The sequence below is a fragment of the Gelidibacter salicanalis genome, from assembly GCF_016469035.1.
In the GTDB taxonomy this organism is placed as follows: domain Bacteria; phylum Bacteroidota; class Bacteroidia; order Flavobacteriales; family Flavobacteriaceae; genus Gelidibacter; species Gelidibacter salicanalis_A.
Genome location: NZ_JAEHJZ010000052.1, coordinates 78,214 through 97,204, shown reverse-complemented (window position 1 = coordinate 97,204; position 18,991 = coordinate 78,214). Strand labels below are relative to the sequence as shown.

At 37.3% G+C, this 18,991-nt stretch carries 14 protein-coding genes; 4 read left to right on the top strand and 10 right to left on the bottom strand.

Annotation, left to right across the window (positions count from 1 at the left end; all coding sequences use genetic code 11):
• Positions 1–81: 81 nt before the first annotated feature.
• The 4 genes from JEM65_RS19120 to JEM65_RS19105 form a co-directional block, all read right to left on the bottom strand.
• Positions 82–609 carry an outer membrane beta-barrel protein gene (locus JEM65_RS19120; protein ID WP_199603050.1) on the bottom strand — a complete coding sequence of 176 codons (528 nt, stop codon included), beginning with the start codon at positions 607–609 and terminating at the stop codon, positions 82–84.
• A gap of 93 nt (positions 610–702) precedes the next feature.
• Complete coding sequence (locus JEM65_RS19115) at positions 703–1,611, bottom strand: Ppx/GppA phosphatase family protein (RefSeq protein ID WP_199603049.1); 909 nt, start codon at positions 1,609–1,611, stop codon at positions 703–705.
• Positions 1,612–1,614: 3 nt separating this feature from the next.
• The gene (gene ppk1 / locus JEM65_RS19110) at positions 1,615–3,675 is read right to left on the bottom strand and encodes a polyphosphate kinase 1 (RefSeq protein WP_199603048.1); all 2,061 of its coding nucleotides are present in this window, start codon (positions 3,673–3,675) and stop codon (positions 1,615–1,617) included.
• Between the two features lie 145 nt (positions 3,676–3,820).
• Positions 3,821–4,306, bottom strand: coding sequence for a SixA phosphatase family protein (locus tag JEM65_RS19105; protein WP_199603047.1), 486 nt, complete (start codon positions 4,304–4,306; stop codon positions 3,821–3,823).
• A gap of 360 nt (positions 4,307–4,666) precedes the next feature.
• On the opposite strand from JEM65_RS19105, the gene JEM65_RS19100 reads away from it, so the two are divergent.
• From JEM65_RS19100 to JEM65_RS19085, 4 genes are read left to right on the top strand one after another with little or no spacing between them, the layout of a single operon-like run.
• Entirely contained in the window at positions 4,667–5,188 is a 522-nt protein-coding gene (locus JEM65_RS19100) for a hypothetical protein (RefSeq protein ID WP_199603046.1), read from the top strand.
• Positions 5,189–5,218: 30 nt separating this feature from the next.
• Positions 5,219–10,852, top strand: a complete 5,634-nt coding sequence (locus tag JEM65_RS19095) for an HYR-like domain-containing protein (RefSeq protein WP_199603044.1) — start codon at positions 5,219–5,221, stop codon at positions 10,850–10,852.
• A 10-nt stretch (positions 10,853–10,862) separates the two neighbouring features.
• A complete protein-coding gene (locus tag JEM65_RS19090; protein WP_199603042.1) occupies positions 10,863–11,780 on the top strand; it encodes a PorP/SprF family type IX secretion system membrane protein in 918 nt (305 codons plus the stop codon).
• A gap of 11 nt (positions 11,781–11,791) precedes the next feature.
• The gene (locus JEM65_RS19085) at positions 11,792–13,699 is read left to right on the top strand and encodes an OmpA family protein (RefSeq protein ID WP_199603040.1); all 1,908 of its coding nucleotides are present in this window, start codon (positions 11,792–11,794) and stop codon (positions 13,697–13,699) included.
• A gap of 456 nt (positions 13,700–14,155) precedes the next feature.
• Here the strand turns inward: JEM65_RS19085 and JEM65_RS19080 are convergent, their stop codons facing one another.
• The 6 genes from JEM65_RS19080 to pyrR form a co-directional block, all read right to left on the bottom strand.
• Complete coding sequence (locus JEM65_RS19080) at positions 14,156–14,647, bottom strand: CAP domain-containing protein (protein WP_199603038.1); 492 nt, start codon at positions 14,645–14,647, stop codon at positions 14,156–14,158.
• A 496-nt stretch (positions 14,648–15,143) separates the two neighbouring features.
• A complete protein-coding gene (gene pdxH / locus JEM65_RS19075) occupies positions 15,144–15,791 on the bottom strand; it encodes a pyridoxamine 5'-phosphate oxidase (RefSeq protein WP_199603036.1) in 648 nt (215 codons plus the stop codon).
• Between the two features lie 184 nt (positions 15,792–15,975).
• The gene (locus JEM65_RS19070) at positions 15,976–16,884 is read right to left on the bottom strand and encodes a ribonuclease Z (protein WP_199603034.1); all 909 of its coding nucleotides are present in this window, start codon (positions 16,882–16,884) and stop codon (positions 15,976–15,978) included.
• 114 nt (positions 16,885–16,998) lie between these two features.
• Complete coding sequence (locus tag JEM65_RS19065) at positions 16,999–17,331, bottom strand: ribonuclease Z (protein ID WP_199603032.1); 333 nt, start codon at positions 17,329–17,331, stop codon at positions 16,999–17,001.
• Positions 17,332–17,341: 10 nt separating this feature from the next.
• The gene (locus JEM65_RS19060) at positions 17,342–18,271 is read right to left on the bottom strand and encodes an aspartate carbamoyltransferase catalytic subunit (RefSeq protein WP_199603030.1); all 930 of its coding nucleotides are present in this window, start codon (positions 18,269–18,271) and stop codon (positions 17,342–17,344) included.
• Positions 18,272–18,312: 41 nt separating this feature from the next.
• Positions 18,313–18,852, bottom strand: coding sequence for a bifunctional pyr operon transcriptional regulator/uracil phosphoribosyltransferase PyrR (gene pyrR, locus JEM65_RS19055; RefSeq protein ID WP_199603028.1), 540 nt, complete (start codon positions 18,850–18,852; stop codon positions 18,313–18,315).
• Positions 18,853–18,991 lie beyond the last annotated feature (139 nt).

Genomic DNA, 18,991 nt, shown 5'->3' with positions numbered 1-18,991 from the left:
GGAGCAGGGTTTTTACCTTTAGATAATAAAAAAAGCTCCAACACACTGTTAGAGCTTTTTTTATATCCAAATTAACTGCTATTAGAGCCTGTAAGTGACTCCAAATTGCATCACACCTTGTCTGGCTTCTAAGTTTAATTCATCGTCAAACACATTGGAAATGCCGTATAAATAACGGAAATCAACACCAAATTCATCGGTAATCATGTACTCAGCAAATCCAACACCTGAAAAGACAAAGTTTTTGAATCCGTCATTGTGTTTGTAGACCTTCAAACCCACTTGCGGACCTACACCTAGTTTCAAATCGTTAAAAATAGTGTAGTTTAAAATGATTGGCAGATTGAGATAATCGGTTTTATAATATTGCAAATTGGCGCCTTCTGGAGAATATTGCAACTCTGTCATAACTGCTAAGGATTCGGTCAGTCCGAAATCGACAAAAGCTCCAAATACAAAACCGTTTCTATGTGGGTTTGATCGGATGCCATCCACATCATAATCCATGTTGGAGATGTTGGTGGCAAAATGAACACCGTATTTTATATCTTGTGAAAACGAGTAGGTCGATAGACCTAAAACAAGGAATAGCGTAAAAAAATTTTTCATAATATGTGATTTGAGAGGGTGAATATAATTTGAAAATAATTATTTCAAAGAAATATTAGATATGTCACATAAAAAAGAAGATAAACGGCTAATTTATACGATGTTTACGCTAGAAACCGCACCAAAATAAACACTCTTAATTATCCCATCTGAAAGCCCAATCTTAGGAACATAAATATATTTGGCGTCACTCCATTTCATGGCAGAAAGATAAATTCTGGTTGCCGGAATGATCACATCTGCCCTATCTTGATTTAAGTCGAGTTCCGTAATACGCTCTTCATAACTATAGGTTTGAAGCATGTTGTAATAAGAGGTCAGATAGAAATACGTTAGAGGTTTACCCAAAGCTTTTCCTGAAATTTTGAAGATTTTATTGATGTTTCCACCCGAACCCAGGAGATCAATTTTCTCAAAATCCTTGGTGTTGTTCTTAATCCACGCTTCCAATTCTAACCAAGCTTCTTTTTGGACAATGTCATTTAACAACCTTACGGTTCCTATTTTAAACGATTTTGAAGCGGTGGTAATTCCTTGATGGATCACAGAAAACTCTGAACTTCCACCCCCAACATCAACATATAGATACGTTTTACTTTTATCGATAAAACTATTCAAATCTGTAGCGGCAATAATGGCGGCTTCTTCTTCACCATCAATAATATCAATCTTTATCTTAGCATGTTTTTTTATAAGCTTTACCAGATCAGCCCCATTTTCGGCTTCACGCATTGCCGAAGTAGCACACGCTTTATAGGCCACAACTTTATGTGATTTCATCAGCAATTTAAAAGCGTTCATGGTATCTATTAAGCGCAGTTCGTTTTCCTTGGAAATTTTCTGGTTTAAAAAGACGTCAGCTCCTAAACGAATGGGTACCCGTACCAAAGAGCTTTTCTTGAAAAGCGTGGGTTTTCCTTTTTGTTCAATAATATTTGCAATAAGCAAGCGCACCGCATTGGAACCAATGTCAATTGCAGCGTATTTTTTTATGGTCAACATAGTCTATTCCTGTAATTTATCGACATAATAATTATAAATGGCAAATTGCGCCCTAACCTTTGGTAAGTTATTATGTTTGTATTTATTTTCATGGGAGCCACACAACATGCGGGCCTTTACATTATCATTCCAAGAGATCTCAAAGACATCCAGTAATTCTTTTTTAATATCAGCATCATAGATTGGACAGGTTACCTCCACTCTATTTTCGATATTCCGCGACATCCAATCGGCTGATGAAATAAATACTTTGGGGTCATTATTGTTGCAAAACACCAATAATCTGGTATGTTCCAAAAACTTATCAATAATACTGATCACCTCAATGTTTTCACTCATGCCTTTAATTCCGGGAACCAAACAACAGATGCCTCTTACAATCATCTGAATCTTAACACCTGCCCTACTGGCTTCGTAAAGTTTATCCACCATCATATAACTGGAAATACTATTAAGCTTCAGCTTGATAAATGCAGGTTTACCCTTTTTGACGTTCTCAATTTCAGTGTCGATCAGTTTAAATAGTTTGGTTTTTGTATAATGTGGCGACACGATGATATGCTTATATCTGAAAATTTTATAATTGGTTTCGAAAAAATCAAACACTTTCACCACATCCTTTAAAATTCTTTGGTCGGAAGTGAACAAGGTAAAATCTGTATAAAGTTTGGCCGTTGATTCATTGAAATTTCCGGTACTTAAAAATCCGTACCGCTTGATCTTATTATTTTCTTCGCGCTCAATCACGCACATTTTACTATGAACCTTAAGTCCCTTTACCCCAAATAATAAATTGACACCATCCGTTTCCATTTGTTCTGCATAGTCAATGTTGGCTTGTTCATCAAAACGTGCCTGCAACTCGATGGCAACGGTTACTTTTTTACCGTTTTTGGCGGCATTGATCAGCGAACTTGCGACATGGGAAATTTGTGCCAATCTGTAAATGGTAATTTTTATATTTTTTACTTTAGGATCTAAGGCTGCTTCCCTTAAAAACTTGACGATGTATGAAAAAGTATGATACGGCGTATGCAGTAAATAATCTTTTTTAGCGATGTTCTTGAAGATGCTTCGTTCTAAACTCAATCCCTTTACGGGTAAGGGTTTTATTTTATCATATAATAAACCTGTTCTTCCCAAACTCGGAAAATCCATATAATCGCGTCTATTATGATAACGACCGCCAGGAATCACACTGTCTTTAGAGTCAATGCCCATCATATTCATCAAAAACAACAAGGTTTCCTGATCGATGGTTTTGTCATATACAAATCTCACAGGTTCTCCCGTTTGCCGATGTTTCACACTATCGGAGATTTTCTCGATAAAACTCTTACTTAAATCACTTTCGAAATCCAATTCGCCATCACGCGTAATCTTAATCATGTGCGCTGAGACCGATTCATATTCAAAAATATTGAAGATGTCATCCATACAATAGCGCAACAAATCATCTAAGAGAATGATGTAATTGTCCAGACCTTTTTTAGGCAGTACCACAAACCGATCCATCGACTTCGGAATCTCTATCAGCGCATACTGTTTTTGTTGTTTGCCCAGCTCCATTTTAATAGCAAGGTAGGCTGCACTATCCTTTAAAGTGGGAAGTTTTACCAATTCGCTTAAAATAATGATCACCAACGCGGGACTGACGTGTTGAATAAAGTAGTTTTTTATAAAACGATGTTGGGCTTCATCAATTTGGGTCTCATTGACAATATGGATGTTTTCATCTTCCAAACGCTTATGTATGGCAGCCAAAATATGGAGACTATCACTTTGTTGCTTAATGACAATCTGGGTGATGATCTCCAATAATTCACTGGCAGAAATTCCGCCCAATTCACTTTTACCCGTTTTACCGGCTTCGTCAATCCGCTTTACGGTGGCGTATCTGACCTTAAAAAACTCGTCTAAGTTGTTTGAGAAAATCCCTAAAAACCGAAGGCGTTCTATGAGCGGTACGCCCTCGTCTTCTGCTTCTTGTAGAACACGCTCGTTAAACTGCAACCAGCTCAACTCTCTATTGATGTATGTATTGGAATTTATATCTGTAACCATTAAGTGCGGACTGAAATTTTAATCTATGACAAATATATTCTATTTATCACTCAAAATAAAGTCACTTGATAAGGAATAGCAATTTGTTAACTGAGAGCACATATGACAACAGAATATATTCTCAAAAAGGCCTGTTTAACAGCTGTTATTTAAGGTCTTTGGGTTTTAAAATCATTTTGGTGTGGCCTTTTTGTAAATCTTTCCAAGAATCAATTTCAAATTGAATCATGACCAGCCCTGAAGTGGGCAGATTGTCTATAATTCGGTCTCCGAGTGCATTGGTCAACTCCGTAAATGCATGGTTGTGACCAAAAATCATCACTTGGTTAAGGTTGTCGTCCATATTTTTTATAAACCGCAACACACGGTTGCCGCCAAAGTCATAAAGCTGTTCTTCAATTTTCAATAGTTCGTCAGGAAACCCAAGGTTTTCCATGAAAATCGAGCAGGTAGACAATGCTCTGTTTGCTGGACTTGAAAAAATGGCGTCCGGTTGAAAATTTAAATCATCTAAAGATGTAGAAAGTAGATGGGCGTCAGTGACGCCTCTTTTGCTTAAAGGACGGCTCAAATCAGTGATGTCCTGCTCCCAAGAGGATTTAGCATGTCTTATAAGTACGATGGTCTTCATGATAATGTTCGATTAAATGTGGTTTGTATCGATAAAGTGTTACGTCGATTCGTTTTAACGATTATTTTAGTTAATCAACATTTATTTTTGATTAACCAACTAGTTATCTGTTGCTTTGTTCAAATAAATTAATGTAAAATGACCCCAAATCAAACACATGTTAATCGATCCTATCTTGTATTGCCCAGCAATATGACTTCCCTCAACACAGTTAAACCCATTTCCTTTATTTACAACATTCCAGTTAATGTTCGTCTAATTTAAGGAAAAAAGTAGTGGTATGTTACTACTTATGCTATTTACCTGTTCAATACAGACTTTTAGTTTTTTAAAATAATTACATCAATAAATATTCAGGCTATGGATTCCAAAATTAAAACAAAGTTTTTAAGTATCATAATGCTTATGGGACTTTTCTCAGGTGCATGTTTTTCTCAGGGAAACGCAATTCACAACGTAACGGATCGCGATCAAAGGTTTGCACCCGGCGATATTGTAGCTAACAGAAGCGCTACTGCAACTCAAGAAATTCCTACAGATTTACTTTATGATTTAAAATCGACCATTTATGTAAAGAACAATGGTATTTCAAAGGTTACGGGTGCTGCGCCTTTAGTATTACAATTTAAGGATACGAAATCCTTTAATGTGGCTTCTAAAAGCAATGCGCTTTTTAATAAAGTGGAAATGATCAAAATTGATATAGCATCAACTACCACTTTAAATACGCCTTTCAATTTGTCTTCAACACAAGGTTTTAATAATTTAAAATACATCTACCTTAATTGTGAATTTCCTGTAACTGAAGATCAGATTAGAAGTTTTATTCAAAATGCTGACCCTGAAATTATCATTTTTTACAACATTTATAAACGTTCATAATACCTACTGACTTCCTTAAAAGTTATCACTATGAAAAAACTATACACTGAAAAAATCAATAACATAAAACCGATCCTACAGCTAGTCCTGGTAGTGGTTTTGGCACTAGCGCCCTCTGTTTTTACTCAAGCACAGGTTAAGGTGGAATTTACACCAAGAGCTTCTGCTTTTACACCCAACAAAACCGTTTATAACGTAAAGGGTGATTTTACGATGCTAGGCAATACCAATTTAACATTGGTTGATTATGATGACAATGGCAACAATAGTGAAGATATGGCCTATGTTGATGTTGACAATGACAATGCAACATGGAACTCTTCTGCCGCATCGTTAAATTTGTCAGATCAGATTAGTCCTGAATGTACTAATATTGTTTACGCTGGTCTATATTGGACCGGTAGATCTACTGGAGACAATGAATTTACGGTAACCAAAGAATTTGCTACTGGAAAGACCATAACTGAGAACATTAGTGATGATGCAGAAGTTTTTAATGGTCAAGCTATCCCAAATACAACTTACGGTCTCGCAATAACTAACTCCACCACTCTTGCAACCTATACGTTTACTTCTACTGCTGGTGGAAACACTGTTAAGTTTTTTCTTTATAAAGGCTATAATGATGACAAGACCTACCTAAAAGTATCGGTCAATAACGGTCCGCAAACAGATGTGGCAACCAGTAGTTTGACAAATGCAAATGTGATTCTAAAGACGCCTTATACCATCTTTTCTGGTTCAGACTATGCTCTAAAAATTAAAAGATTAGAAGTATTACCACAAAACAGAGCGCATGTGAACATCTCCTATACGTCAACCTATAATGAAACTGTTGAACGCACAAAAAGTTTTAATAAGAGAAAAGTATCAATTAAGGGGCCTAACGCCACAAATTACACACAATTAACTGCTCATGCCACTGATATTTACTATCCATCAGGAACAGACAACGACATATTTTCTGCATATGTTGATGTTACTGATTATGTAAAAAACAATGGCAACAATGGCTTATATCATGTTGCTGACATCGCACTTGTAGAAGGAGATGGAGACGGCATTGGCTTTTATGGTGGCTGGGGCATGGTAGTGGTTTATGAAAATTCAGAAATGAGTTGGAAAGATGTGACTGTTTTTGATGGTCACGCATTTGTAGATAGCAGCATTACAATCAGTCATTTCTTAGACGTTTCTGGTTTTAACACTACTCAACAGGGACCTGTTAAAGTAAAGTTGGGTGTTATGGCAGGTGAAGGCGATAGAACCATTGCTGGTGACTATTTTAAAATTAGAAGAACTAGTGATAATGCCTTTGAAAGTTTAGCACATTCTGGAAATAGTCTGACTAACTTTTTTAACTCTTCCATTCAAACACCAGGTGTAAGAATACCGTATCTATTAAACAATACGGGTATGGACATTAGTATGTTCGATTTGGATAATGAGGATAAAGCCATCATCAATAACAATCAAACCTCTACCCGATTTGAATATGGGTCTACACAGGACACATATGCCATTTTCAATATAACTGTTGCAGTGGATTCTTATATTCCAGAATCTGAAGGGTTGTTGTCATTAGTTGATATTGCGGGTAATCCTGCAACAGCACCTTATGTTGCTTTACCGGGAGACGAGCTACAATACAATCTGGAAATTAGAAACAAAGGGTCCGAACCTATACAAAACGCAAAATTGGTAATACCAATTCCGTTTACGTCTCAATTTGTGCCAGGTAGTATCATTTTTAATGAATACGATAGTTTATTTAACGCGACCGCGCCGTATTACGATCCTAATGAAGGCGCGACTGGTGCTATTGTATGGGACATTGCGTATTTACCTTTGGATACGGATGTAACCAAATTATTGGCAAACCTTCGTTTCAAATTAAAAACTACAGAAGACTGCTCCATTTTAGTGAATGATGGGTGTGCTCCTAAAATTGTCATTCTAGGAGGATATATATCAGGAACTGGGGCAAACTCAGGTATAGTTTATTCGTTGCCTCTTATACAAGGCTATGACCAAAATGGCATTTGTGAAGGTATCCCAAATACGGATCCAATTGTAGTAGATATCGATGCTGAACAATACATTCTGGATAATTGTGCCAATGTTTCTCTTACAAGAACGTTTTTATATTGCAATCTAGAGAATAATAGTATTCCTGTCTCAGAAATCGCTGCACAGTTTCCTCCGGGATCGTTATTTTACAATTCTTTTCCAGTAACTGATGCTTCAATTCAGTTCACTGCCTCTAATCCTTTCCCTGCTACTAAGGGACAAAGCACTTATTACGCAATTCCTCCAGGAGTTACGAGCTGTACCTATACATTCACAATTGAGGTAAATGATATCACTTCATCTCCTACAGTTGCTAATGTAGAATACTGCTTAAACCAAACTGCTAATCCATTGTCAGCGCAAGCCAGCAATCCTGACTATACCGTTTTTTACTATGCTGATAATAACCCTAACACTGTTGGCCAATCTTCTTTGGTTCCAGATACAAGTGTAAAAGGTACATTTACGTATTATGCATCAGAAGGTCCTGCTGAAAACTGTGTCAATCCTAATAGAACACCATTTACTGTTACAGTTAACGATGGTCTAACCATAAATTTGGTTGAGCAAGTCAATGATTCCTGTTCAAATCTTAACAGCGGTAGTCTGAGCATATCCACTACAGGAGGTTCAGGTAACTTTACTTATGCGTGGGACTTTAACGGAACGCCGATTGCAACAACGCAAAATATAAACAATCTAGCGGAAGGCACCTATTCTGTTACAGTGTCTGATGCCGATTCAGATTGTACAACAACCAAATCTTTTGTAATTATTACTGAAAACACAAGTCCTATAGAAATTAATGCACCTGCTGCCCTCCTTGTTAACGGCTGTACTGTAGATGATATCACTATTAACAATACCGCATCATTGGCTTACAGTGCTTCTGTTTCAACAATTGGCATCGCTAAGTTTTTAAGTGAAGGTGGTACATTTACTGGAGATGGCATTACTACCGTTACTTATAGTGATACAACCTCAGGTACCTGTCCATTAATCGTTACGAGAACCTTTACGATTACTGATACTTGTAACCAAGCAGCATCAACTACCCAAACAATCACTATTGAAAATACTACACCCCCAACCCTGGTAACGCCTGAAGCTAAAACCGTAGAATGTGGCGCGTCAATAGAGCCTTCTGCTACAGGAACAGCAACCGTTACTGATGCTTGTGGTAGTGTTGAAATAACCTACGTAGATGCCAGCGTTGAGAGTTGCGGAGAAACAGAAACCATCACAAGAACATGGACTGCAACTGATGCTTGTGGAAATGCTAGTACTGGTACACAATTAATTACTGTTGTTGATACTACTGCACCTGTATTAACCCTGCCATTAGATACAACTGTTGAGTGTTCTGAGTCTATGGCACCTTTTGCCACTGGATTAGCAACAGCAACCGACACTTGTAGTGAAGTAGCTATTACTTATGTAGATGCCGCTGTTGCAGCGTGTGGAACAACACAAATTATTACCAGAACATGGACTGCTACAGATGCTTGTGGAAATGCGGTGACTGGAGATCAAATAATCAATGTGGTTGACACAGTTGCCCCAGTAATTACTGCTCCAGAAGACGTTACACTTGAATGTTCTGGTCTCTCCCGAATGAGTGGAAGTGGTTTTGGCGAGGCAACAGCAACTGACGGTTGTGGCGAGGTCGTTATTACGTTTGAAGATAGTGCTATTGCAGGTTGTGGCAACACCCAAAGCATCACAAGAACGTGGACCGCTACAGACGAATGTGGAAATACAGCATCAACATCCCAAACAATTACAGTGGTTGATACTACCGCTCCAATAATCGCGGCTCCAAAAGATATTTTGGTTGAATGTTCAGAGTCTATTGATCCTTCTGTTACTGGAACTCCAGATGCCTTTGATGCTTGTGGCGGTGTAAAAGTTACTTATGCTGATGTTGATGCCTATGATACCTGTGGAAACACAAAAATTATCGAAAGAACTTGGACAGCAACGGACGACTGTGGATTAACATCTACCGCAACCCAATTTTTAACAATTGTAGATACTACAGCACCTGTTATCGAAACGCCTGCTGAGAACGTTGTATTAAACTGCAACGCTGAGGGAAATACTGGAAGTTTAACAGCGTGGTTAACCAACAATGGCGGGGCTACTGCTTCGGATTCCTGTTCAACTGATTTGACCTGGACCAACAATTATGATGGTGGAGGTTCTGATTGTAATGAACCAGTAACAGTTATTTTTACAGTTACTGATGCCTGTGGAAATGCTAGTACAACTACTGCGACCTATACTATTCAGGATAGTGTTGCACCCGTACTTACTCCAGCATCTAATTTTACGGCAGAGTGCATTAGCGAAGGTACTATGAGCGACTTCCAAAATTGGTTAGAAACTAATGGTGGTGCTACAGCTTCAGATGTTTGTTCTGCAGTAATATGGTCTAATGATTTTATAGCGCTTTCTGAAGAATGTAATAGTACAGGTACAATTACCTTTACCGCTACTGATGGCTGTGGGAATTCATCTACCACCACCGCTACATATACAATTACTGATACTACCGCGCCAGTTATAGAAACTTTACCGGGCGAGACTACCGTAGACTGTTCAGTAACACCAACATTTGTTCAAGCAATTGCGACAGACGAGTGTGGATCTGACATAACCTTAACGTTTGACGATGTTACAACTGACGGGAATTGTGAAGGTGCGTATGCCATCACTAGAACCTGGACGGCAACTGACGCTTGTGGAAATGCTTCAACAGCATCACAAACTATCAATGTTCAAGATACTACTGCTCCTAGCCTAGTGACGCAATATGAGTCAGAAATCACCCTTGCTTGCGATAATATTCCTACTGCTCCAAACTTGGTTTTTGAAGATTCTTGTTCTAACACCATTAATGTTGCGTTTAATGAAACGTCAACAGCTGCAGAAGGTGTTGAAAACTACGTGATCACCAGAACTTGGACCGTATCTGATACCTGTAACAATGAAGCAGTATATACCCAAATTATTAATGTGAATGCCGCTCCTGTCATTACGGTTACGGATACCGAGCTTTGTAATGGTGACGATTTGAATTTTAATCTTTTCGACTTATTGAATGGCACATTTGATACCAACGGTACATGGTCTGTAGTTACGGGTAATGCATCTTTAGATGGTAGTATATTCAATCCTTATCAATTGGAATTGGGCACCTATACGTTTAAGTACACTTTAGCTGATGATTACTGTACATCTGAAGCCTTTGTAAATATCAGATTGCATGATGACTGTGTGGTGTTGCCATGTGGCGCTGAAGATGTGATCATTTCGAAGGCAGTCACTACCTATACTGATGGTAAAAATGATTTCTTTACCGTAACCGGAGTTGAAACTTGTGGGTTTACTGTAGAGCTTCAAATATTCAACCGTTGGGGTGCTATGATCTATGAATCTAAAAACTATCAAAATGATTGGAATGGGACATCATCTAAAGCTTCCGTTGGGAATTCAAACTATGTACCAACAGGAACATATTATTACGTCATTAACCTAAGAAATAGTGGATTAAAACCTTTTGCAGGTCCAATCTACGTTGCAACCAAATAAATTTTAACCTATGAAATTTTTAAAGTTTAATATCATCGTTTTAATACTGTTCACAAGCTGGGTAGGCGTTGCACAACAATTACCCCAGTTTACACAGTATATGTACAATACTATCTCCATTAACCCAGCGTATGCTGGGAGTCGAGAGACTTTGAGTATGGTAGGTTTGCACAGAAGTCAATGGGTAGGACTCGAAGGAGCCCCAACAACCCAAACGCTTTCTGTACATGCACCCTTGCGTAATGAAAAAATTGGTCTGGGAATGTCATTCATTAATGACGAGCTTGGATACCAAAATTTCCAATATGTTTATGCTGACTTTTCATACACCATTCAAACCGGTCAAAACACAAAATTGGCCTTCGGATTAAAAGCTGGTTTTACCGGGTTTAGCCTTGATCCTGATTTTAGGGCGGCTGAATTTGATGATCCAATTATCTATGGTTATGAGAATAGATGGAAGCCTAATGTTGGTGCTGGTGCATATTGGCATACTAATAAATGGTACTTGGGGCTTTCTGCTCCTCGATTATTGAATACAGATTATAACGGTGAACAGGAGTTTGAAGCTTTAGAGCGCTTGAGCTACTATTTTACAGGTGGCTATGTGTTTGATTTGGGTGCCATCACCAAATTTAAACCGGCATTCATGTTGAAAGCGACAAACGGAGCACCATTATCTTTAGATTTAACCGCTAACTTTCTTTTCAACGAAGTGTTGTGGATTGGCGGAGGTTACAGGATTGATGAAAACACGTCAGCTTTAAGTGGGATTGCTGATTTTCAAGTCTCTAAACAATTACGTATTGGATACGCCTATGAATATCCTTTTTCAGATTTGAGACCTTATACAAGTGGTACCCACGAAATCCTCCTGATGTTCGAAATCTTTAAAAGTAAACGTATTAAATCGCCTCGATACTTCTAAAACTTATGACTATGAAAACAAAATTATTTATATTTCTTTTTGCGCTTAGTAGCACGTTCATGGTTGCTCAAAAAAAATTGGCCGATAAATTCTTCGAGAATTATGCCTATGTAAAAGCAACTGAACTCTATGAAGAAGCCGTCAAAAAAGGCGACAGCAGTGCCCATGTTTTAACCCGATTGGGAGATTGTTACTATAACAACTCAAAGTCTCAAGAAGCGGCATTATGGTATGGTAAAGCTCTTAACAGATACAATGATGTTAATCCTGAATACATTTTTAAATACATCCAAAGCTTAAGAAGTATTGGCAACTATGTTGAAGCTGACAAATGGTTGGTCAAATTTAAAGAGATTCAGAGTGGCGACAGTCGCGTTAAAAACTTTGATGCCAACAATCTTGATATGTATGAAGAGTTAGCATCTACTGAAGATGTGGTCGTTGAAATTGAAAATTTGCCTTTTAACACTGAATTCTCTGATTTTGGCGGCTATACGGCTAATGGCGAATTGTATTTTGCATCTTCCAGACATGCTGATTTGAAAAAGAATTACGGGTGGAATGATGAACCTTTTTTAGATTTATATTCCTTATCAGTAACAGATAAAGAAGGCAAAAAAGAATATGGCGATCCTAATTTTATTAAATCGACAAAGATCAATACCGCATATCATGAAGCTTCAGTGGCTATTACAAATGATGGCCAAACCATATACTTTACTAGAGATAACCTAGACAAAAGAAATAAATTAGACTATGACCGTAAAGGTACTTCTCATCTTAAATTATACAAAGCTACTTTAAAAGAGGGTCAATGGGAATCCATTGTTGAACTACCATTTAATGATGATTATTTTTCCAATGGCCACCCTGCCCTAAGCCCAGATAACACGAAATTATATTTTGTTTCTGACCGTGACGGCGGATTGGGTCATACTGACATTTATGAAGTAGATGTTTTAGAAGATGGAAACTATAGCGAACCAAGAAATTTAGGTTCTCAAATAAATACTGAAGGTCGTGAAATGTTTCCTTTTGTAGCTAAAGACAGTACGTTTTACTTCTCATCTGATGGCTATTTAAATTTGGGTCTATTAGATATTTATAAATCCAATATCTTAAAAGATGACACTACTGAACCCGAAAATCTAGGCGCTCCTTATAATAGCGGTTATGATGATTTTGCCTTTTTTATCAATGAGAATAGCAAAACCGGTTACTTCTCTTCCAACCGACCAGGAGGAAAAGGCAGTGATGATATTTACAGTTTTAATGCAGAACCTTGTCAACAAAAAATTGAAGGTATTGCTAGAGACGCAAAAACGAATGAGCTTCTTGCTAGCGTTGAAGTAAAATTAATTAACAATTCAGGAAAAATTATCGCAACGGTTATGACCACAGCTACAGGAGCCTATGAATTTGATGCTGATTGTGATAAAAGTTATACGGTGTTAGGCAGCAAAAAAGATTACAAAGACGATATGAAGAAGGTGGTTACCAATTTTGAAAACGGAAAAGTTAACAATGCCGATCTTTACTTAACCCCATTAATTGATAATAACCAAATTGTTATCAATCCGATTTTCTTTGACTTTGATAAATGGAACATCAGAACAGATGCTGAGTATGAATTGGAGCATATTGTTGATGTGATGAGAGCGCATCCTGAAATGGTAATCAAAATTGAATCACATACAGACAGTAGAGGAAGTGATAGTTACAACATAAAGCTATCTGACAGAAGAGCAAAATCTACAAGGGACTATATCATCTCTCGCGGAATTGCTACCGAGCGTATAGAAAGCGCTATTGGTTACGGAGAGTCCCAATTGTTGAACAAATGTTCAAATGGGGTTAAATGTACTTCAGAAGAGCACCAGTTGAACAGACGCTCTTACTTTTATATCTTAAAAAAGTAACCTCTATAGTTATTTAAAAGAAAAGCAGACCTGACGGTCTGTTTTTTTTTGCCATCATTTCTCAATCGGCAGAACCTTAATTATGAGCTTACCGTATTATATGAGAAGGACAAGCTTTTTCTGAACTTCACTAGGCTACCAATCCCTAGTAACTACAATTTAAAAAGATAGGTTAACCTGAAAACATGAAATCAGATTCTTCTTAGTCCGACAGTCTGACGCAGAAAAATCGCTATGAACATTAGATCTGAAAATCCATGGGCGCATCGCTAAAGACTCCTATTATGTCATTTATAAGGTTATGCCGATATGGATTGCCGGCTTTTGAATACTGCCCCTGATATCTAAAGTTTTAATAGCGCATTTAACAAAATGCCATGAAATTTAGCCAAAAAAAAACCACTCATGGAGCGGCTTTTTCAAAAAAAAATAACTAAACTTAAAATAAATAATGTTTTAACGTTTAATGAAAATATTCGTAAAGTACCATTTACCTTCAGAATTCTTTTCAGCTGAAATATCAAAATCTGTAAAATCTCCTTCTATAGTGGCGCGATGTCCCGGACTGTTTAACCAAGCATTTACTACGGTTTCAGCAGATGTATAAGAATAGGCTATATTTTCTGCTACTCTTACTGCTGCTACAGTATTAACTAAACTAGCCTTCCGTTGATAAAAATTATCGTGGTTAACTTGATTTAGAGAAATCATATAATCTGTATGGGTAAAAGCCACCGATTTAATGACACTTAGATTGTGCAATGGTTGTAAGTCCATCCCTATTCTGTGCGCATTGATCAATTCTAAAATTCCGATTTCAATAGTTTTGGTGGCTGGCGTAATTAAAGTAGAAGCATCCAATTTCTGTTCTTCTATATCCTCAGAGGAACAAGACATCGTAAATAGCGTCATTAAAGCCAATATGGGAAGGAATAGTCTAGGTTTCATAAGCTGGTTAATTCGATTTGGTGAGGCTAATTTAGAAGACTAATTGAAAAGATTTGTTAAATAAATGTTAAAATCGATTAAAAACATGCAGTTAGTCGAATTTATACGTCAATCATCGATGAAATGCACGTTAAAGTGTGTTAATAATGTTTTTCGTCGTCTAATTCTACCTTTTAACGTTAGTTAAAATATGATTTGAGGCAACTTCTATTAGAAAACCGACTAAGTTTTTGAAGGCTCTCATCTTTGTTTAATTTATATAACAGCGAAGGTGAATTGATGATCAGGTAGACAGATCATTATTCAACGAATGTACATTTTAATATAGCTTGTAATAGTTGGATGGGATATGAAAAAGAAACCTAGATTGTAACACAGGAGTTTTAGGAACAAACTTTAGTGTAAAGCCAATCGATGATTATTCCTTTAACTAAGGAATTGAAGATATTTAGGTGTTGGGAAAGATAATTTGTTTCCTATAAAAGCAACCTGAACTTTAAGGAGAAAGACGTTCCATAATCCAATCAAACTGTTCATTCAAGGTAAATCTAATCCGATCGTGTAATCTATTTGGGCGTCCTTGCCAAAATTCCATAGAGATGGGTTTGACAATAAAACCTCCCCAATAATCTGGTCGTGGAATTTCCTTTTCTTTATAGTCTTCTTCTAATTGGCGCAAATCTTCTTCAAGTGCTTCTCTATTTTTGACCACTTCACTTTGATGCGACACTAGAGCTCCCAATTGACTACCGCGTGGGCGCGACTCAAAGTAGCCATCGCTCATGTTAGGCGCTATTTTTTCCGCAACCCCTTTAATGATGATTTGACGTTCTGCTTGGGGCCAAAAAAAAGATAAACACACTTTAGGATTGTGAAGAATGGCCTTGCCTTTTTCGCTCTCATAATTGGTATAGAAAATAAAGCCTTCATAGGTAAATTTCTTCAGAAGCACCACCCTACTCTTCGGGAAACCATCCAGACCAAGCGTTGAAATGGTCATGGCATTGGTTTCTCCTTCATCAAAATTAGTGTCAACTTCATGAAACCATTTCTGAAAAACCTCCAAAGGGTTATCACTGAGATTAGATTCCAAGAGTTCTTGTTTCTCGTAGGATTTTCTATAATTACCTAAGTCTTTGTCCATTGTCTCTGTCTATAATTTAAAGAAATATTGATATCTTTTTTGAACCGTGAAATCTGATAAATTTAAGCATAATTCGAATAAAATGTGATGTGAATAACTCCTATATTTCACTTTTGAATCGTTATGATGGCTAAATCTTAAAACCCTCTACTCCTATTTTCAGATACCAAGATGTATCTCATAATTAGTCGAAATCAAAATGCTTTCCATCTCTGGCAAGTTTAACCGGTTTAAAAATAGTCTCTGCCTCATGTTTAAATTCATTCAAATCGTCGTAGCGCGTTGAATAATGTCCCAAAATGAGTATTTTAACATTGGCTTTTTTTGCAATAAGTGCGGCTTCCTTAGCGGTAGAATGCTTTGTTTTGGGGGCCAAGTGGGCATGCTTTTCTAAAAAAGTCGACTCATGATAAAGTACATCCACATCTTTTATAATAGGGACGATACTTTCTTTATAAGCGGTATCACTGCAAAAGGCATAACTTTTTGGTGGACTTGGGGGTGACGTAACTTTTTGATGATCAATGAGCACCCCGTCCCTATTAAGCACATCATGTCCTTGTTTCAATTTATTGTAATAAGCAATGTCAATATTGGCTTCAATTACTGCAGGCATATTTAAATGACGCTCTCCCTCTTTTTCCTTAAACAAAAAGCCATTGGTGTATACCCGGTGGTCTAAAGGAATGGTCCACACTTCTACTTTGTCATCTTCAAAAATAAGTTCAGAATCGTCGGAATTTAATTCATGAAAAAAGAGCGGATAATTGGTCCAGGAATCGGCCAGTTTCATTTGTAAAACAATCACTTCCTTTAAGCCTTGTGGGCAGTGAATATGGAGTTCAGTCTCCCGGGTCAATAACCGAAACGTAGAAATTAGGCCTACCAATCCAAAAAAATGATCGCCATGTAAATGGGAAATAAAGATGTGCTTGATACGGGCAAACTTAATTTTATTGCGGCGTAATTCTACTTGGGTTCCTTCACCACAGTCAATCAAGAATAGATGGTTATTAATCTCCAAAACCTGAGCGGTAGGATTTGTATCCTTACGAGGTGTTGCACTGAAGCAACCGAGTATGGTAAGTTTCATTGTTTGAGTTTAGAAGTTTTGAGTTTATGAGTTTAGTACATGTCCAATAGAACTTTTGAGGACTTTACACTAAGTACATCTAAACTTTAAACTCCTCAACTTATAAACTTATTTTTAGATTCCCAAATCGCGTTCCATCTCCTCCATTTCAATCAGGTCATAGGCTTCCTTAAGTGTTGGAACCACCATAATTTCATCTGGGGTTTCGTCGATATTGGTTTTATTGGTCACAATAACAAAAGAATGCTTTGCACGACGGTGGGTATTTGAAATCTCTAAAAATTCAATTATATCCTGTAAACTTACCTCATGGATCACAGATAAATTAATGATCACATCATCATTTTTAAATTTTGGATAGGTGGCTTGAAGTTTCTTTACCAATTCTACAATGGTACTTTTTTCTTGAGTGATAAGGGTGATGTTATTGTCTTTGTCAAAAATCATAACGATGGTTTTAATGTTTAATTTTAGAAGCTAATAAGTAAATGACCGCCATTCTGATCGCGACTCCGTTTTGAACTTGGTCCAAAATGATGGCCTGCTTAGAATCTGCAACGTCACTAGTAATCTCTACCCCACGGTTAATTGGTCCTGGGTGCATGATGGTGATCTCTTTATCTAAGGAATTGAGCAAGGCTTTGTTGACACCATACTGTTGTGTATATTCTCTGGTAGATGGAAAGTAAGTCATATCCATGCGTTCGTTCTGAACCCGTAGCATATTGGCCACATCACACCATTGCAATGCTTTTTTAAGGTTGGTTTCAACTTTTACGCCTAATTTATCGATGTATTTTGGCAATAATGTTTTTGGCCCACATACCATAACATTAGCCCCTTGCAATTGCAAGGCAAAAATATTGGATAAGGCCACGCGACTGTGTAAAATATCGCCTACAATAACCACATTTTTCCCTTGTACGTGACCCAAACGTTCTCTAATAGAATAGCTGTCCAGTAAAGCCTGTGTAGGATGCTCGTGCGCGCCATCTCCTGCATTAATGATACTTGCCTTAACATGCTGGGATAAAAACACGCTAGCTCCCGGATTTGGATGCCGCATGACCACCATATCCACCTTCATGGACAAAATATTGTTGACGGTATCAATTAAGGTTTCTCCTTTTGTCACGGATGATTGTGAGGCGGAAAAGTTAATGACATCTGCTGAGAGTCGTTTTTCTGCTAATTCAAAAGAAAGTTTGGTACGGGTGGAGTTTTCAAAAAATAAATTGGCAATGGTAATATCTCTGAGCGAGGGTACTTTTTTGATGGGTCTGTTGATGACTTCCTTAAAATGATCGGCAGTTTCAAAAATAAGTTGGATATCTTTTGAATTCAGATATTTAATTCCCAATAAGTGATTGACACTTAATTCGCTCATTGTGTGCTGTTTTTTATGCTATTAGTTATTCCTTTAAACAGTTATGCTTCAACTAAATACACCGCATCTTCACCTTCATTCTCTACCCAATTGACTTTTACTTTTTCTTTATTGATAGCATCTACCTGGCGACCTCTATAGTCTGGTTGAATAGGTAAGTGTCTGCTAAAGCGTCTATCAATTAAGGTTAGGAGTTCAATTTCATTAGGGCGTCCAAAAGACTGAATGGCTGTTAGAGCGGCACGGATGCTTCTTCCTGTATAGAGCACGTCATCAATAAAGACAATATTCCTGTCTTCAACAATAAAATTGATTTCAGTCGTGTTGGCCTCTAAAGGTTTTTCGCCACGACGAAAATCGTCTCTAAAAAATGTGATATCCAAATGTCCTAATTGAATATGCTTGATCTTATAATCGTCCTTTAAAATTTGAGCGAGCCTGTCAGCCAGAAATTTTCCTCTAGGCTGAATGCCTATAAGTACGGTATTAGTAAAATCGTTATGTTTTTCAATCAGTTGACAAGCCAATCTATGAAGAATGATATTGATCTCTTTTGCGTTAAGTAGAACTTTTTGGCTCATAGTTTTCCAAACGTATTTGGTTTACAAATTTAGGATAAATATTCTTGTATGCAATGGTTTTCTGCACCTAAGACTTAAAGTAGAAAGCAATAGAACAAAAAAAGCCTTCAACATTAGTTGAAGGCTTTGATTTACAAAT

Coding starts and splice junctions, on each gene's coding strand:
- JEM65_RS19070 (WP_199603034.1), bottom strand. CDS start 16,884: ATGAAACTTACCATACTCGGTTGCTTCAGTGCAACACCTCGTAAGGAT.
- JEM65_RS19095 (WP_199603044.1), top strand. CDS start 5,219: ATGAAAAAACTATACACTGAAAAAATCAATAACATAAAACCGATCCTA.
- pdxH (WP_199603036.1), bottom strand. CDS start 15,791: ATGGACAAAGACTTAGGTAATTATAGAAAATCCTACGAGAAACAAGAA.
- JEM65_RS19100 (WP_199603046.1), top strand. CDS start 4,667: ATGGATTCCAAAATTAAAACAAAGTTTTTAAGTATCATAATGCTTATG.
- JEM65_RS19115 (WP_199603049.1), bottom strand. CDS start 1,611: ATGTTGACCATAAAAAAATACGCTGCAATTGACATTGGTTCCAATGCG.
- JEM65_RS19090 (WP_199603042.1), top strand. CDS start 10,863: ATGAAATTTTTAAAGTTTAATATCATCGTTTTAATACTGTTCACAAGC.
- JEM65_RS19120 (WP_199603050.1), bottom strand. CDS start 609: ATGAAAAATTTTTTTACGCTATTCCTTGTTTTAGGTCTATCGACCTAC.
- pyrR (WP_199603028.1), bottom strand. CDS start 18,852: ATGAGCCAAAAAGTTCTACTTAACGCAAAAGAGATCAATATCATTCTT.
- JEM65_RS19085 (WP_199603040.1), top strand. CDS start 11,792: ATGAAAACAAAATTATTTATATTTCTTTTTGCGCTTAGTAGCACGTTC.
- JEM65_RS19060 (WP_199603030.1), bottom strand. CDS start 18,271: ATGAGCGAATTAAGTGTCAATCACTTATTGGGAATTAAATATCTGAAT.
- JEM65_RS19080 (WP_199603038.1), bottom strand. CDS start 14,647: ATGAAACCTAGACTATTCCTTCCCATATTGGCTTTAATGACGCTATTT.
- JEM65_RS19065 (WP_199603032.1), bottom strand. CDS start 17,331: ATGATTTTTGACAAAGACAATAACATCACCCTTATCACTCAAGAAAAA.
- ppk1 (WP_199603048.1), bottom strand. CDS start 3,675: ATGGTTACAGATATAAATTCCAATACATACATCAATAGAGAGTTGAGC.
- JEM65_RS19105 (WP_199603047.1), bottom strand. CDS start 4,306: ATGAAGACCATCGTACTTATAAGACATGCTAAATCCTCTTGGGAGCAG.